Source organism: Robbsia andropogonis, assembly GCF_000970345.1.
Classification (GTDB): domain Bacteria; phylum Pseudomonadota; class Gammaproteobacteria; order Burkholderiales; family Burkholderiaceae; genus Robbsia; species Robbsia andropogonis.
Genome location: NZ_LAQU01000010.1, coordinates 45,021 through 61,543 on the forward strand (window position 1 = coordinate 45,021; position 16,523 = coordinate 61,543).

General features: G+C 56.2%; 11 protein-coding genes. 8 read left to right on the forward strand and 3 right to left on the reverse strand.

The window, feature by feature from the left end:
- Positions 1-9: 9 nt before the first annotated feature.
- Positions 10-672 (reverse strand): aspartate/glutamate racemase family protein, encoded by a 663-nt coding sequence (locus tag WM40_RS11630; protein WP_024905234.1) that lies wholly within the window; start codon positions 670-672, stop codon positions 10-12.
- Positions 673-911: 239 nt separating this feature from the next.
- Between WM40_RS11630 and WM40_RS11635 the strand changes: the two genes are divergently transcribed.
- The 5 genes from WM40_RS11635 to WM40_RS11650 all read left to right on the forward strand — a co-directional run bounded on the left by WM40_RS11635 (position 912) and on the right by WM40_RS11650 (position 5,317).
- Positions 912-1,856 carry a LysR substrate-binding domain-containing protein gene (locus WM40_RS11635; RefSeq protein ID WP_036012522.1) on the forward strand — a complete coding sequence of 315 codons (945 nt, stop codon included), beginning with the start codon at positions 912-914 and terminating at the stop codon, positions 1,854-1,856.
- A gap of 292 nt (positions 1,857-2,148) precedes the next feature.
- Positions 2,149-2,616, forward strand: coding sequence for a pyridoxal-phosphate dependent enzyme (locus WM40_RS32075; RefSeq protein WP_269083087.1), 468 nt, complete (start codon positions 2,149-2,151; stop codon positions 2,614-2,616).
- Positions 2,589-3,134, forward strand: a complete 546-nt coding sequence (locus tag WM40_RS32080) for a pyridoxal-phosphate dependent enzyme (RefSeq protein ID WP_269083088.1) — start codon at positions 2,589-2,591, stop codon at positions 3,132-3,134. The genes WM40_RS32075 and WM40_RS32080 overlap by 28 nt, the downstream gene beginning before the upstream one ends.
- A 93-nt stretch (positions 3,135-3,227) precedes the next feature.
- Positions 3,228-3,725: a P-loop NTPase family protein gene (locus WM40_RS11645; RefSeq protein WP_046152962.1), complete on the forward strand. Its 498-nt coding sequence runs from the start codon at positions 3,228-3,230 to the stop codon at positions 3,723-3,725.
- A 461-nt stretch (positions 3,726-4,186) separates the two neighbouring features.
- A complete protein-coding gene (locus WM40_RS11650) occupies positions 4,187-5,317 on the forward strand; it encodes a porin (protein WP_046152931.1) in 1,131 nt (376 codons plus the stop codon).
- Between the two features lie 127 nt (positions 5,318-5,444).
- On the opposite strand, the gene WM40_RS11655 is transcribed toward WM40_RS11650, so the two are convergent.
- Positions 5,445-8,045 carry a 2-oxoglutarate dehydrogenase E1 component gene (locus WM40_RS11655; protein WP_082102618.1) on the reverse strand — a complete coding sequence of 867 codons (2,601 nt, stop codon included), beginning with the start codon at positions 8,043-8,045 and terminating at the stop codon, positions 5,445-5,447.
- A gap of 207 nt (positions 8,046-8,252) precedes the next feature.
- A complete protein-coding gene (locus WM40_RS11660) occupies positions 8,253-9,890 on the reverse strand; it encodes a methyl-accepting chemotaxis protein (protein ID WP_024905239.1) in 1,638 nt (545 codons plus the stop codon).
- Between the two features lie 1,769 nt (positions 9,891-11,659).
- On the opposite strand from WM40_RS11660, the gene WM40_RS11665 reads away from it, so the two are divergent.
- From WM40_RS11665 to WM40_RS11675, 3 genes are all read left to right on the forward strand, one after another.
- The gene (locus WM40_RS11665; RefSeq protein WP_046152932.1) at positions 11,660-12,721 is read left to right on the forward strand and encodes a DMT family transporter; all 1,062 of its coding nucleotides are present in this window, start codon (positions 11,660-11,662) and stop codon (positions 12,719-12,721) included.
- 325 nt (positions 12,722-13,046) lie between these two features.
- Positions 13,047-13,283, forward strand: coding sequence for a hypothetical protein (locus tag WM40_RS11670; protein WP_036012496.1), 237 nt, complete (start codon positions 13,047-13,049; stop codon positions 13,281-13,283).
- Between the two features lie 1,304 nt (positions 13,284-14,587).
- Positions 14,588-16,522 carry a hypothetical protein gene (locus WM40_RS11675; protein WP_046152933.1) on the forward strand — a complete coding sequence of 645 codons (1,935 nt, stop codon included), beginning with the start codon at positions 14,588-14,590 and terminating at the stop codon, positions 16,520-16,522.
- Position 16,523: the final 1 nt, after the last annotated feature.

The window sequence follows — 16,523 nt, forward strand, 5'->3', positions numbered from 1 at the left end:
AGACGGTGTTTATCCGAGCAAAACTTGTCCTAGCGCCATCGCGGTTGCGGCCTGCGTGGGTTCGACGACGGGAACGCCGGTGGCCTGTTCAAGGGCGTCACGATAAGTGGCCATGCCGGCACATCCCATCACGAGGACGTCGGCCCCGTCGCTGACGAGTTGTTTGCCCACTTCCTGCATGCGCGCCAGCGTGCGGTCGCGGTCGCCGAGTTCCGCCACGCCCAGGCCAATCGCCTGTTCGCCTGAAAGACGGTCGAGCACGCCCATGGCGCCGTATTTACGATAATGGCGTGCAATGGATGTTTTCAAGATAGCGATCACGCCAAAGCGTTGACCCTTCGTCAGCGCCGTGAAGACGCCACTTTCGCTGATGCCGAATACGGGAACATTACGCGCCCGCATGACCTCACGAACGGCTTCCAATCCCGGATCGCTGAAACAGGCGATAACGATTGCCGCGCAGTCATCGGGAAGCGCCTGACAATGCGCGACCAGCGGTACCACGACGCTATCCACGTCTAATTGCGTCTGTATTCCCGGCGGCCCGCTGTCAAGTGTCAGCGTGACAATGCGGGGGCCGCCGGGAATGCGCAAACCCGCCAATGCTTCGTCCACTCCGCGCGTCACGGCGTGTGTGCTATTGGGATTGATGACGTAAATGGTGGATGGCATGACGCATTCCATCAAAAAAGAGCAATATGGCGAATGTAAGTCACACTTTCCGTCGAGCGAAAGTACCGATATATTCGTGAGCGTTAACTTTACGTTACGCATGGGCGCTGCACGCGCCTGTGGTCACTTTTCGCACCTGTCTTCTGTTTAGGTGGAGGCGCTGCCTTTATACTGCGTACTGCGGCCTATCCGGCATGCTTTTAACGGATGGGACTTGGCCTGGCGGTGTGGGATCGGCAATGACGGCGTTAAATTTAAGACAAATCGAGGTGTTTCGCGCGGTGATGACGGCTGGCACCATCGCGGGCGCCTCGCAGATGCTCTTTGTGTCAAAGCCGGCTGTCAGCCGATTACTCTCCCACACCGAGCAGCGCATCGGCTTTGCCCTTTTTGAGCGGATAAAAGGGCGGCTGTATGCTACGCCGGAAGCAAAGCGCCTGTTCCATGAGGTCGAGGAAGTCTATGGGCGCGTACAAAGGGTGAATGAACTCGCGGCGGACTTGGCGCGAAACCACAACGGCATTCTCAACCTCGTATCCAGTCCAAGCGTGGGCCAGCGTTTTATTCCAGAGGCGCTTTCCCAATTCCGCCAAAAACACCCGGATAGCAAAATCACGTTTGGCTGCCATAATTACGAGCATCTCAGTGATCGGTTGCTAAAGCATCAAGCGGATCTCGGCGTGGTGAGCATGCCGATTGAGCATCCCAATCTTACTATCGTTCCGCTGTGCGTCAGTCGGTTGATGTGCGTTCTGCCAGACGATCATCCGTTAGGCGAAAAAGCGCAATTAACGCTCGACGATGTCCTGGCCTACCCGATGATTGGCTATGGTTATGGCACACGCCTGGAACGCAAGGTGGCTGATTATTACGCTGCGAAAGGATTCCAGCAAAGCTATTCAGTGGAAGTTGCCTCGCCGCAGAACGCCGTCAGCCTGGTTGAGATTGGGATGGGCCTGGCGCTGGTTGATGCGTTCTCGGCGTGCAGTGGGTCGTCGTCCCGGCCCGTCATGGTTCGCCCGATGATCGACGCGCCTGAACTTCAGGCGAGCCTGGTCCATCCTCGCTATGAGCCTGTGTCGCAACTCACGCAAAGTTTCGTGGCAATACTTCGTCGACTGCTGGATCGCCATGGTTTCGCTTTGCTCGGTGACGCTGAACCGCTAAGCGCAGAAAGCCTCTAGCCGCGCGACGGCCATGTTTAACCTTATGTTAAACACGCAACCCAAATTGGAATGGGACAAAACAAGCGGTGCTGACGACAATATGAGAAATGCACCGGTGCGATGTATCTGAACTAGCCTGCTTCTGCATTCCTCCTGCACTTTCGCGTCAGCGTGGATTGGGAGGGGCAACGTACGGACGCAAAAACGCTTATGCCGTGCCTGTCAGGGCGCGTGGCGCACCGTTCTTTTCAATCGTACCGCGCCGCAGCCAGCAAGGCCGTCAGGCGCTGTTTCTTTTAAGGTCGACAAGATGTTGTCTTATCGCATGCCCACCATGCAGGATATTCGAGACGCGGCGGAATTGCTTGCAGGCGTGGCCGTGCGAACGCCGGTGGTACGCTCCGATGCATTGGATGCACTGACCGGCGCTCGGGTGTTCGTGAAGTTGGAAAGTCTACAGCATACGGGTGCCTTTAAATTTCGAGGCGCGTATAACTGCATGGCGCGCCTGGACCGTGCCACCTGCCCGGACGGCGTGGTTGCCTATAGCACGGGCAATCACGGGCAAGCGATCGCGACGGTCGGCCGCATGCTGTCGATCCCTACGATTGTCGTCATGCCGTCGAATGCGCCGGAAAATAAAGTCGAAAAAGCGCGTATCGCCGGTGCGCGTATCGTGCGGTATGACCGGGAAAACAAAGTCGTGAAGCAGTTGCGGAAGCGCTGGCGTGCGAAGGGCAATATCAGGTCGTGCCGCCGGGCGATCATCATCACGTGATCGCCGGACAAGGTACGCTGGCTTTGGAAGCACTCGAACAAGTTGGCGGCGATGTCGACGCAATTATCGCGCCGTGTGGTGGGGGCGGAATGAGTGCCGGGATCAACCTCGCGGTGGAGACGGCAGGTTCGCGCGCTCAGGTATGGGCGGCCGAACCGCGTGACTTTGACGATACACGGCGTTCACTTTTGAGCGGTCGACGGGAAACGAATGCATCCGGTGGTGTCTCTATTTGCGATGCCTTGCTCGCCCCCGTGCCGGCGGCGCTGCCTTTCTCAATCAATGGCGAGCGCCTGGCGGGGGTGTTGACAGCGAGCGACGATGCGGTGCGCCGGGCGATGGCATTCTGTTTCGAGGCTTTTCGGGTCGTCGTGGAACCGGGCGGCGCGGTGGCGCTGGCGGCGATGATGAGCGACCCGGCAGCCCATGCGCTTGTGGGCAAGCGCGTCATCATCGTTGCTTCCGGCGGTAATGTCGATGCGGACTTGTTCGCGTCTTGCATCCGTTCCGTCGCCTAGCGGTACGCCAGGCAGGGGAAAGCGATATGGCAGTGCACCTGTCAAACAGCTTGCAGCCGTCAACATGCGTAGATGAAAACAATGAGTCTTGCGATGAATCTGGCGAAAACCTTGGTGATCGGAAACACGGGCGCGGGGAAAAGCTGGCTTTCCGAGCGGTTGGCGAGCGCTCGGGGGAACACCTGGGTCGACCTGGACCTGTTCAACTGGGAGCCCGGCGGTTACAACGTGTCTCGAAAACGAGAAGATGTCATTGCCATGGCGCGTGCAGCGGCAAGTGGGGAGGGTTGGGTGATGGAAGGCATTTACGGCTGGATCGCATCCGAAATCCTGCCATTGTCCACCGCGTTGGTATGGATAAACATCGACGAATCCGAATGCGTCGCGAACATTCACCAGCGCGGCATGCGGCGTGGCGCGACCACGCAATCTTTCAAAGCATTACTGGAATGGGCGATGACGTACCGTTCGCGAAGCGGTTCGAGTGCGCATACCGCCCATGCGTCGCTGTTCAAATCATTCACGCGAGACAAAGCATGTCTGAAAACGCGTGACCAAGTCACGACATTCGCTCGCGCTTTCTATCGATGAATGTCCGTCCGGCACAGCACCTTCTAGCGCAATGCCATCGCCATGGTCCGACAAAAAGCACGAGATCGACTGCGAAGAAGTAGGCATGGCACGTTTTTCTGGGAAATAGCGTAGCGAATACGCATGTAATGGTCAGGTCAATAATTTCGTGCCGTGACGATATAAGTCCGTAGTTATCCTATTCAATCATACGTATCGACAGCCCACTTCATTGCGCATTGCCGCAACCGTCTCGCGAGGGCTGTGTTGAAACTAATTTGTCACCAGCGATGTTTACCATGGCGATCGACATGCACGATGCAGCGAATGTGCATGTCGATCCTGGCTAGCGTGGCGGGCTAATTTTTATGTATCGGTAGAAGTAGCATTTCTTCACGTTGAATGATCGAAAAGAGTTATTTTTAATAACGTCAAGTCATCCTGATATTTAATTCAATATAAAAACGTCTGGAGAATGATCGGTGAAGATATCCGCGGCAGTAGTAACAATTGGCCTCGCCACGCTTGCAGCACATGCACAGGCTCAGAATTCGGTGACGCTGTATGGCATTGTGGACACCGGGTTGCAGTACGTGCATAACGGTGGGGTACAGTCCACCCAGATATCGATGGTCAGTGGGACACAATCGGGTTCACGTTTCGGCCTCAAAGGCGGAGAGGACCTGGGAGGCGGCTTGAAAGCGATCTTCCAGCTGGAAAACGGCTTCAATTCTACAACCGGAAAGTTGGGGCAGGGCAGCCGGATGTTTGGGCGCCAGGCATTCGTCGGGCTGACGGGATCGACTTGGGGTACGGTGACCGCGGGTCGACAATATGATCCGCTGATTACATTAGTGCAACCGGTTCAGGGTGATAATTTCCTGGGCGGGTTTTTTACGACCCCCGGCGACATCGACAACGCTGACAATAGCGTTCGCATCAGTAATTCGCTGAAGTGGGTCAGTCCGACCTGGTCCGGGCTGCAATTGTCGGCCATGTATTCATTTAGCGGGATCGCCGGGTCGACTGGATCGGGGCAGACGTATAGCGGTGCGGCCGGGTACAAAAGCGGCCCGGTGTCGCTTGCTGTAGGTTATCTCCATATCGATAACGGCAATGCAGCACTTTCGGCACGTACGACGACCAGTGCCGACTCACTTTTTAACAGTTCGGTCAACAATGCGTACGCCTCATCGCGGTCGATTAACATCACTCGCGCAGGTGCCAACTACGCCATTGGCCCAGTGATCCTCGGCGGCTATTATAGTTTCTCTCAATACAATCCCGATGCGAGTTCGACGTTTACGCGTGCGGAAAAATATCACAACGCCGAGGTCTATGCGGTTTGGAATGTTTCTGCACAGATTCAAACGCAGATTGGTTACGATTATCTGAAATCGACCGGTGATTCGTCCGCCAAGCAAAATCAGTTTACGATCGGCGCGGATTACGTCGTGAGCAAGCGGACTGACTTTTACGCTGTAGCCGCTTATGCGCACGCCGGCGGTACGAACGGAACAGGTAAAGCACAGGCCGTCATCGGCTCACTGGATGTGGATTCCGGAGCGAGCTCGCAGGCAGCCGTGGTTGTTGGTATGCGACATAGATTCTAATGTCGTGCGGTCTCGTCGGCATTAAAGACGGTGGTAACCATGCCGTGACGGCAAAAAGGGAATGGAGCCGGCGGAAAAAGCCGCCGGCTCCGCAACCGTTTAAAACGAGACGGATTAGCGAGTGGCCTCAGTAGCCGAGCGCGTCGCGTACGAGCCGCGCTTGTTCCGTCCGATGCGCACGCTGTGAGGCATGCGCTCCCGACGGGGTCGCCGTGCGGCAGACCGCTTTCAACGCACACCTCGAAGGTAACGCCGCCTCTATTTCTTCACGCACGCTTCGCCACGCGCCTTGATTCGCATCTTCTTCCTGTGTCCACACCACGTCACGCAGGTTCGGATAAGCGGCGAATGCCGCGCCTAGTTCCGTGGACGGGAATGGATACAATTGTTCAATGCGCACCAGGGCTACCGTGCCGTCGTTCTCCGCAGCGCGGCTGGCTTCCAGTTCGTAATAGAACTTGCCGCTGCACAAAACGACGCGCGTGACGCTCTCGGAAGCACCACGATCCTCAGGGGCGATCACGGGAAGAAAACGGCCTTCCACGAGATCACGTACACATCCGTGCGAGGCTGGGTCTTCATAAAGGCGAGACTTCGGCGACATTACGATCAGTGGTCGGATAGCATTCGATGCAGCCTGTTCACGCAGCAAGTGAAACCATTGCGCGGACGTGCTCGGCACGGTGACGCAAAGGTTGTTTGCCGCGCATAACTGCAAGAAGCGGCCCAGATAGCCATTCGAATGTTCGGGCCCAACGCCTTCGTGACCATGTGGCAGCAGCACCGTCAAGGCGGACTGCTGCCCCCATTTATATTCGCCGCTGGCGATAAACTGATCGATCATCACCTGCGCGCCGTTGGCGAAATCGCCGTACTGCGCCTCCCATATGGTCAGGCGGGATCGTGTCTGTACGCTGTATCCGTACTCGAATCCCAACACCGCTTCCTCTGTCAGCGGTGAATTGACGATGTCGCATTGGCCTTGCGCACCAATATGCTGCAATGGGACATAGGTGCTTTCATCTTCTGGCAAATCCCCTTGCGCATGCCAGACCGCGTGCCGGTGCATGAACGTGCCGCGACCGACGTCCATGCCGGAAATGCGCAAACCCACGCCGTCGTCCAACAGGGTGGCGTAAGCCAGGTTTTCCGCGAGTGTCCAGTTAACTGGAGACGTTTCCTGCGTCGCTGCCGCTTTCCCGTTGTCGATCAGCCGCCGGACCTTTTCATGTACCCGCAGGCCCGGAGGAAGCGTAGTTAATGCCGCGATGGTCGCGTGCAGCTGCACTTCCGGGCATCCCTGTGTCGCTCCCGTTCGTAACGGCAAACGGTTCGACGCCGAGTCCGTGCGCTTTATCCTGGTGTTTTCTACCGCCACCTCGCCAAGGCGATTTAGCGCCTCGGTGCGTAGCGATTCAAGTGCGGCTACGCCGGGAATCATCGCGTGATATCGCTCGCATACCGGGATATGCCCATCGATTTGTTTCTGCCACTGCGGCTGCGTCACCGCAGGGAGGTCATGTTCAGAATGCCCCAGGCGTCGATAGCCGATCAGATCAATCACGACGTCCGTGCCAAAATGCATCCGGTAGTCAAACGCGATTCGGACTGCTCGCAGTACATCATCAGGATAATCCGCGTTGACGTGTATTACGGGGGCATCAATCATCCGCGTCACGTCAGTGCAAAAAAGCGGTGATTCGGCATTCATCCGGTTGGGTGTCGTGAATCCGATCTGGTTGTTCACGATCACATGAATTGTGCCACCCACCGAATAGCCTGCTTGACGCGTCATATTAAGCGTCTCGGGTACGACCCCTTGTCCCGCGAAGGCGGCATCGCCGTGCACGACGATTAATGCGCCGTCGGATTCCGGATGGTCATCGCGCCACGCCCGCGCCATGCCACTGACTACAGGAAACGCGCTTTCCAGATGTGATGGATTGCTGGCCAGCGTCATGTCGACATGGCCTGATGTTGTCGCGCGCGTGGTTTGCGCACCGAGATGATAGGGCAGGTCGGTCTGCGTGGCGGCGGTATCTGACAGCGGGTCGAGACATTCCAGCATATGCTGGGCCGGTACGCCGAAGAGATTGACGAGAATGTTGAGTCGCCCTCTATGCGGCATGGAGACAAACAGATGGCGCACCCCATTACGCCCGGCATTGTCGACCATCGCATCCATGAGTGGCAGAAGGCTTTCGCAGCCTTCCAGCGAAAAGCGCTTGCCATCCGGCACGGTCTGCGCAGCCAACCGCTCCCATGCCTCCGCCGCCAACAAACGGTGCAGCAGCGTTTCTCGTGAATTGGGTGCAACGGGGTCCGCCTGACTTTCGGATTCGATGCGTGCATACAGCCATTTACGGCGTATCTCGTCGCGCAGGCCGGTACAGTCGAAGCCGATATTGCCGCAATAGGTGCGATGCAACCAGTGCGCCAGTTCGCGCACGGTCAATGCGCCGGGAAGCAAGTCTGGATCAAAGCCGCGCGCTTGATCGATGTCGAGATCGTGGAAGGCGGGCGCCAGTTCCCGGAGACGTGGAGCGGGAGAGAGGCCAAGCGGGTCGAGTCGTGCGATGCGATAGCCATGTTGCCGGTAGGCATCCGCGAGGCTTTGCGTCTGTTGCGGCGATGCAAGTGCCTCATGGAGACCGCGCGTCGCCGGCGACGAGCCCTTTATCACTGGAGAATGCAATACATCAGGATACTCGAATGGTGTGTTGGGCATGTCGGTCGATGTGTGATAAGCAGCCGTTGATCGGTTAGTGCAGCCCACCGCTTCAGTTGGAGCGTTGGACCGCCCGACGTCCCACCGCGATAAATCCGCGATGGTTTCGTCGCTTCATTTTTATCGTTTGTCTCCCCGCGTCCCTTCGGTGCCTAGTTTGTCTCTCTGTTTTGCCTGGCTTGATTCCGCTTTACGAGATGCCTCCCATCAAACGCCGGCCAGCACGGCGCGATGCCCCGCGTTGGGAAGGGCGTTGAAAGCCGCGGCTCCCGCAGTCGGGGATGCTCCTGCCGCCCCTGTTTCGTCAAGCCGGAAGGCGCTGACCAATTCCGCCAGCTCGCCTGCCTGGTCCTGCATGGACCGTGACGCCGCGGCACTTTCCTCGACCAATGCGGCATTTTCCTGCGTGGCGTGGTCGACTTGCGCAATCGCCTGGTTGATCTGCTCGAGCCCCTCGCTCTGTTCGCGACTGGAAAGCGTGATTTCCGAGACGACATCGGTCACGCTCTTGATGCTGTCGACAATCCGGAGGATCGTTTGTCCGGCGTCTCCCACCATCTTGCCGCCTTGCTCCACTTGCTCAACCGACTCGCCGATCAGCTCCTTGATTTCCTTCGCTGCTACCGCGCTGCGTTGCGCGAGTCCTCGCACCTCACTGGCGACGACGGCAAAACCGCGTCCGTGCTCGCCGGCACGCGCGGCCTCGACCGCCGCGTTCAGCGCGAGAATATTCGTTTGAAAGGCGATTTCGTCAATCACGCCGATGATGTCGGCAATACGCCTTGACGACGTATTGATCCCGGTCATCGTCTGCACGACACGTTCAACCGCGCCACCACCTTGTGCCGCCACTTCCGATGCCGATTCCGCCATCATGTTTGCCTGCTTCGCACGATCGGCGTTCTGCTTGACCGTTGCGGTCAATTGCTCGATTGCGGCCGCGGTCTGCTCCAACGCGCTGGCCTGCTGTTCGGTACGATTGGCCAGATCCATGTTGCCGGCAGCAACCTCGCTCGAGGCGCCTGCAATTGTGTCGGTACTAAGCCGCACTTTGGAGACGATGGCATTCAGGTTGCGTACCATTTGTCCAAACGCCGTGAGCAGGCGCCCGATCTCGTCGTTCGACGTCACTTCCACCTTGCACGTCAGATTGCCAGCCGCCACATCCTCGACCAGCTGAACGGCGCGCTGTACTGGAACGGTGATAGAACGCGTGATATATACGCTGATCACGCTGGCTAGCACAATCGCGCCGATCGACAAGAAGACCATTTGGAGCTGGGCGCCTTGTGATTCGGTGTTCGCGTCCGCGACGTTGCGGCTCATCTGAGCAGACTGATAGTCGACCATCTTGTCGACGAGTGCATAGTAGCTGGCCTGTAGTTCTGCCATGCGTCCTTGATAGAGGTCGCGCGCTTCAGGAATGTTGCCATCCTTGACCAATGCGAAGAAGTCACGAACGGCTTGGCCATAGGCGGAACGTGCGGTGAACTGCTGTTGGTACAGCGCCTTGCTCTCCGCATCCTGTGGCAATTTCTCGAATTTCGCGTAGGCGCTGGCGTTGGCTTCCCGTATCTGCGCGTACTGGTCCATGTACTTACGGGACTGTTCGGCCGACGATGACAGCAACAGATTGCTGAGAATGTTGCTTGCCCTGTCGCCGTTGCTCTTGATCTTGTTGCTCAACGCAATCAACTGATAATGCTCGTCGATCACGCTGTTCATCTTCTCCGTATTGTCATTCAGGTGCTGGGTCCCCAGCAACGCGACGGCGATCAAAAGGAACACGACCAAGGCGAATGCGAGTCCTAGTCGGACCCCAATTCTGAAATTTAAGAGTTTCATTTGGTGAGTATCTGTTTCGAAAATTTCAACTGAACCCCCCCGAAGGGGACGGTAACCATCTAGATCTGATTTCGCAAAACTCCTAGGACGTTGGCACTTGCCGCGCGCTTTACGATCCTGTGCGAGCCTGACATCGGCTCAGCGTAGTTAATGGCCAATTCGCTCAGTCGTTTGATTACTGCAATGCGCCTGTGAGGCGATCGGGTACTAATACGTCTATAGCCATGCTGATAAATACGTTTTCACGAAGCGACTAGTGTCCTTACGGCACACACCTTGTGAAACTTGAGAAATTTTATTTGGCTAGTTAATTATGCATAAAGAATCATACGTTTATGTGCCACAAAGAATAAAAAATGATGTCCACTGGTGTCGTAAAATCGACAGACCGTCCTGGAAATTGTGACGATATTGTGATATTGCAAAAGAAAAGCATCTAGATAGGTGTTGGCACTTGCACAAAATTGGTCCGGGAAGACGCTCAACTGATAGCCGCAAGTGCAACAAGCTGATCGGGTGCTGTCGGTGTATGTCAGGTGGGTTGCACACGTGACTGTCATCATTGACGTATCCGCCGTGCCAGCATATGCGGTCGTTGGGTGACGTCCGGGATAAGCATTGCATCCCTTATCGATGCGTTGGTGTGACGAGCTTACCCCCGGAGCGCAAGGAGTACAGGACAGGGGGGGTGCGTTTGCATCGTTGATGCGGTGAGCTTCTACCTGAGCGTATTGGTGGCAGAGGGAACTGCCACAATGCAAGTGAAAAACGCTCAGCGCGCTATACAAAACGGAAGTGACGGCTGGATAGCAGCGTGAAATGCATGAGACGCGGTCTACATGCCGGCAGGCACACTTGTACTATTCTTCACGACGACCGTATCAAAGGCGAAGTTGAAACAAGAAATAGAATGGTTACTCGTAGGCAACATCATTCGGTTTTTAATTATACTATTTTAATAGTATAAGAAGTGCTTTCGATAACTGGTGTCATGAGGCCAGTTGAATGCTGTCACTATCTGTGGTGATCAAGATAATTAGAGAAGATTTTTTGATAATTAATTTTTATATGTTGCTTGCTGACTTTGGAATATGTTCTAAAGATCACGGCCAATATAGAGTCTCATGAGGAAGTTGACTGGTTTAAGTAAGGTGTTTCTGTTTTTTAGACAATAATCAATGTTTAATATTTATTTTTGATATGCCGGTGATGCAGCATGAATAAGTCACTGCAATGCTGAATCAAATCCCGGTTGACACGCGAAATATTCTGATCTGACGGACATTTAGAGATAGGGACGGGATTGGTCCCTGGGGCATGTGGCAATGACTGATGCCCTGGCAGATATAGGCGTGACATGGTAGTAATCGCGTATTTCGTTGAAAAACATACTTGCGACGTATCGACGTGTTGAAGGAAAGCGGATCGCTCAAGATACATGCCGTATCGTGCGCTATCGTTAAAACCATATGAGAATGTCTTGAACCAGGTGGCATCGTGAACGGCGTTTTATTTTGAGAAACATGTGCTGTGCAGCTAAAAGCATCAAATGTCGTTGCAAAAATGCCATCGGTGGGTCTGTCGGAATGCCATGTCAATTAATATTCCACAGAAAATGTTCACGAGTATTGACAGGCAAGAGGACAGATATCAGAACAGACCGAGCATTGACGATATGACCAAGTAATTCCGCTTTTGCCTTTTGGTGTCTTATCGACACGCCCACGAATCACGTTCATTTTTGCTTCATGCTATCTTAAAGGCACGCAATGTACTCTCGTTATAAGGCTGCCAGCTCTGCGCTTCTTGCGGCTGCTTTGTTTGGTGCGGCGACGCCGGTCGCCAAGGTCCTTTTGGGCTCGTTGTCCCCATTCATGGTTGCCGGCCTTTTTTACGTGGGTAGCGGCATTGGGCTGGCGGCGGGGATTGTGATCCAGCGTTGCCGCGCGACTGCACCTGAACGTTTGGACGGCAGCCGCATTGAGTTTGAAGATGTGCCGTGGCTCGTAGGCGCGATTGCCGCTGGTGGCGTGGCCGGACCTGCGCTGTTGATGCTTGGCCTGAACACGGTGTCCGCGGCGACGAGTTCCTTGCTACTGAATTTTGAAGCCGTGTTTACGGCAATGATTGCCTGGATCGTATTTCGCGAGAATGCCGATCTTCAGATCGTCCTCGGGATGGTTGCGATCGTGGCGGGTGGCGTGGCGCTGTCTTGGCAATCCGGCGGGGCGGACGTGTCCTCAGGGGCATGGCTTGTGGTTGGCGCTTGTCTCGCGTGGGCGATCGACAATAACCTGACGCGAAAAGTATCGACAAACAACGCGGTGGTCATTGCATGCGCGAAAGGGCTTGCGGCCGGTCCGGTAAACCTGGGTATCGCGTTTTCCATGGGTGCGCATCTGCCGAATGCAGAGACGATGACGCTAGCCATGCTTACCGGCTTCGTGGGCTATGGTATCAGTCTCGTGCTCTTTGTCGTGGCGCTGCGTAACCTTGGCACGGGAAGAACTAGCGCCTATTTCTCCGTTGGCCCTTTATTTGGCGTCGCATTGTCGCTATATCTATGGCCGCAAATGCCGTCACCGTTATTCTGGGTTGCGGCGGCACTCATGGGATTAGGCATCTGGTTGCATATTCGAGAACGGCATGCGCATCAGCACACGCATGAAGTGGTCACGCATAATCATCGACATCGCCACGATGCGCACCATCAACATAAGCACGACTTCGAGTGGGATGGTCATGAACCACATGCCCATCTGCATCAACATGAACCGATCACACACATGCATGCCCATTTTCCTGATGTGCATCATCGTCACATGCACTAATGCGGTACGTTTTGTTGTGTGTGAGCATGGCCGATCGGAGTATTCGCTTCACGTTAAAAAAGCCGTGGCATAGGGTTATGACGTGCCATGAATATTAGAATATGTTGGGTTATGTCGAGGCGAAGTGCTTTGTGGTTCCTCGTTCAGAGATGCAAATCTGATCGGCTGAGGGGGCAGGAACAAGTTCTGCTAAGGAGGTATACGCGTTGACAAAGCCACGTTAATTTGTTGATATAAGCGAAATGCGCTTTTAATGAAACGCGCGCCATCCATTATCGCTTCCGAGCCGAAAAGAAACAGCATATGCCTTTGCTATAGGATCCGCATGCACCACAATCAACGCCCCTATTCTCCTCCCCAGAAGCGCGATGATGCCATCGCCAAATTTAATGCACTTTTTAAAAGCGCTGACGAAGTAGAACGCGACACGCATACGCAACGGCTTGCCGAGGCACGCTTGAGAGCGGAAGAAGAGCGGGCCGTGGGGCGTATTCGAGCAATAGAGAAAGTCAGAGACGCCATTGCCGAGTATGGTTTTCAGAAAGCGGATCTTTATGGTTGAATGCACGATGACAAAGGCGCCGCGTGCTACACCAGATGTTTTCTCGTCATGTCGACATTGTTCGCGAAATGCTTGGCGTCATAATGATCTGCGGCAAGAAGCTTCGGTAGTGTGAAGTTTGGCAAATCATGGGCGCGATATCCGTTGTGGTCGATTAACTAACCGTCTATGACGGAATGAATTGGCCGCGGCTTGGCCAATGGATAAGTGTTCAAGACATAGAATCGTTTATTATCGACAGCGAAATTCCGGTTTAAAAAGTGCAATTGCACCGGTCCCAATCCGCAGAGGGGTTTGCGATAGTGCGTTTCAACCAGCATATGCCCGGATGCATCTTTACCGAGTGGTCGATCAAGATGGACAGACGGTGGACTTCTTGCTCAGGGCCAAAGGCGACGTGGCAGTAGCTAATCTATAAGGCATTCATACATATACCAAATATTTCCGCCAGACGAGCTATTTGCACTAGCGCCGTAATGAGAAGGTGCCGGAACTCGTGCAACCGACATCGCCAGCCGCCTAGCGGCATATCGATATGGGCCGCCACTATGCGTTCCCCTGCGGCGCATAGGCCATCGACCTGGACACCAGCATTCAGAGCCTGGCCTGGGAATGACGGAAACAGCGGCGCGAAATGCGCTCTCCACTATCACCCGGAACGTGCACCGTAGGCCGTGGGAACTTTTGGCGGTTTGGGCTACACCCCCCAATCAGCGCGTCCGCCGCATTACGTCGCGCCTTAGATCGATAGCAGGTCTGGATGATGCCTGGCACCTCGCCTGCAAGCCGAATCGACCCCCGTCGGCGTGCCACCCCGTCCTTGGCTATCTCGCGGCGAGTAGATGGCCTCAGTCTTTTTTTGCTATCGCCTCAGCGATGATGTCAGCCTTGATCTTCTTCACTACATACATCTTGCGAAGCTGGGCGCTATCCGCTGTCTGCTATTTCATCTTCGCCATCAGCGAGACGCCCGCACCGCCGTATTTACCACACCAATTGTAAAACGTGGCCACGATGATACGTCACTCCCGGCACATCTCCGCTACCGCCCAGCCAGGTTCTACTCGCTTGAGCGCGTCCTTGATCTGACTGTCCGTGAACTTCGACTTCTCTGTTCTATAAAACTCCCTTTGCTGGAATATCCCACTGTCACACGCGCGGATTGCGAGAAGCGATTACATTGATAAGGGAAACGAACTACTGGTTTCGTTTTGCGGAGCGGGTTTTCGTGCGGCGTACGCCATACACACTCCGCCGTAACTACGCTTGGGTTCCAATATGTTTCAACATACCGATGCCATCCCATGCCGCCCAAACTCCCCAGCATCTTGACTAGTGTTTGCGTCTCGCGTCCTTCGTCGCAACAAGCGGGCACAGGCGAGGCCGCCACGCCGTCCACGCCTGCCAGAAAAGCGTCCAGGCAGCGCGGCGAATTTAACGGTTTGAAGAAAGCCCCCCCGGCACCGCCTGCGCTGCCAGGCGCGCCTCAACCCAACGTCGGCATGGCGAAGCGGGTCGGTAAGGCGTTGCGTGCGCAAGTCAAGAACACATTCAGCTGCATGACCAAAGACGGTGCCAGCCGACTCGACTGGAACACACCCTTCAGCACACATTCGCGGACAGGCAAACCGACCACGCTGCGAGATTTCACTCACGTCAAGCGATTTGCCGAGCGGATTGCGGGCACGCGCGGCGATGCGCCTCAGCCCGGCAGCCCGTCGCGTTCCGGGCGTAGAACCAATGAGGCGCTCAATCATGCAATGACCGGCCTGCGCACTCAGATTTCGGCGATCGCGAATGCCAGCGCTAGCCTCCACGGCGATAACGCGCAACCAGCGCAAACGCTGCAACACGTTGATGACGTCATTGCCTACTGGGCGTCGCCGGAAGGGCAAGGGTTGGCCGGGAAAGTCAGTAGCGAACCCGATGCGTTCGTGACGGGGATTCGGGAGATGGCTGCTGCGCATTCGCCTGCGGTCGCCACGGCGGTCTCGATGGCGCTCGTGTCTGCCAAGGAACGTCTCGACCCGGACAACGCCACAAAGCTGAATGGCGACATTTTTTCGTACCTGAAGCATGCAGACCTAGGGGCTGAAATCGGCAACGCGAAAACGCATTCCGAGACATCGCGCGATACCCATATCCTCGCGCTGCGTGGCGCGCTGCAGCAGACGCGCGAGGCTCTGATGGCAAACCGGTGCACCACTGCTACCGATTCGGCTGGTGTGGATGGTGCGTCTTCGTCGGCACCGTCCCACGCCATACACGTCGAGGCTCTGCAGGCATTCATCCAAACGGTGCGGGATTTTCCTATCACCATGCGTGAGGCCGCGCGTCATGCGCCGCAGGCCCTTGCCGATTGGCCAGGGGTCCGCGACAGCCTAGGGAAGTTCGATGCACACAATGCCGAGGCAGCCGCAGCCTGCCTGGCCACGCTCGAAGCGGTGGCCGACGAAATCGGTCCGCAACAGCCCGCGCACGGGCAAAAGGGGCCGGTTGTGGTTTCGGCGCAAACCGTCGCGAAAATCCGCGACGCGCAGGAGGCAATGATCGCGGTTGTCTCTACGCCGAGGCACCTGCACACACACGACGAGCAGCTCAAGCATGCCGAATTGGGAAGGGCCGTAGCATGGGGCGCGTTGCAGCACGCCGCAGCCACCGGCAACTTCGAGGCTATGCTCGCCGCTACGGGTAATCATAGCCTTGGCGCCATCGAACAGGCCAACCTCCGCGTCCATCTACAGGCTGGTGCCGCGATTGCAACCGCACTGAAGGCCAAGCCGACGCCGGAGGCGCTGATTGCCGCGCGGCTTGCCCCGCACGAGACGGTGTCGAGCGCGACGAACTTCGCCCAGCGCGTCTCCGATGCAAGCGCCAAGCTGATCCATGGCGCCGGGCCGGCCACCCTGAGCGCCGGCGACAAAAGTGATCTAGTCGCATGGCGCAACGGCTTCACCGACGACGCACCGGGTTCCGACCTGAGCCAGCTTAAGGCGCGTATGTTTAAGTCGCTTACTTGGGTCAACCGAATGGGCGACGACCGGCATGCGTCACTGCCGAGCTACCACAAATCGCCGCTCTCCGCTGCACGCATGGGGATGGCACAGGGCGATCGCGCCGTCTTGGCGAACGAGCAGAAGGCACTGATGGCCGAGCTTGCGAAGCCGGCGGTCACCGAGGTAGTGCAGGCGGTTGCCGCAGAGATGGAACGCCTTTACGCCACCCCCCATCGCTGCTAGC

Coding starts and splice junctions, on each gene's coding strand:
- WM40_RS11670 (WP_036012496.1), top strand. CDS start 13,047: ATGCACCACAATCAACGCCCCTATTCTCCTCCCCAGAAGCGCGATGAT.
- WM40_RS11635 (WP_036012522.1), top strand. CDS start 912: ATGACGGCGTTAAATTTAAGACAAATCGAGGTGTTTCGCGCGGTGATG.
- WM40_RS11630 (WP_024905234.1), bottom strand. CDS start 672: ATGCCATCCACCATTTACGTCATCAATCCCAATAGCACACACGCCGTG.
- WM40_RS11665 (WP_046152932.1), top strand. CDS start 11,660: ATGTACTCTCGTTATAAGGCTGCCAGCTCTGCGCTTCTTGCGGCTGCT.
- WM40_RS11655 (WP_082102618.1), bottom strand. CDS start 8,045: ATGCCCAACACACCATTCGAGTATCCTGATGTATTGCATTCTCCAGTG.
- WM40_RS11660 (WP_024905239.1), bottom strand. CDS start 9,890: ATGAAACTCTTAAATTTCAGAATTGGGGTCCGACTAGGACTCGCATTC.
- WM40_RS32075 (WP_269083087.1), top strand. CDS start 2,149: ATGTTGTCTTATCGCATGCCCACCATGCAGGATATTCGAGACGCGGCG.
- WM40_RS11645 (WP_046152962.1), top strand. CDS start 3,228: ATGAATCTGGCGAAAACCTTGGTGATCGGAAACACGGGCGCGGGGAAA.
- WM40_RS11675 (WP_046152933.1), top strand. CDS start 14,588: ATGCCGCCCAAACTCCCCAGCATCTTGACTAGTGTTTGCGTCTCGCGT.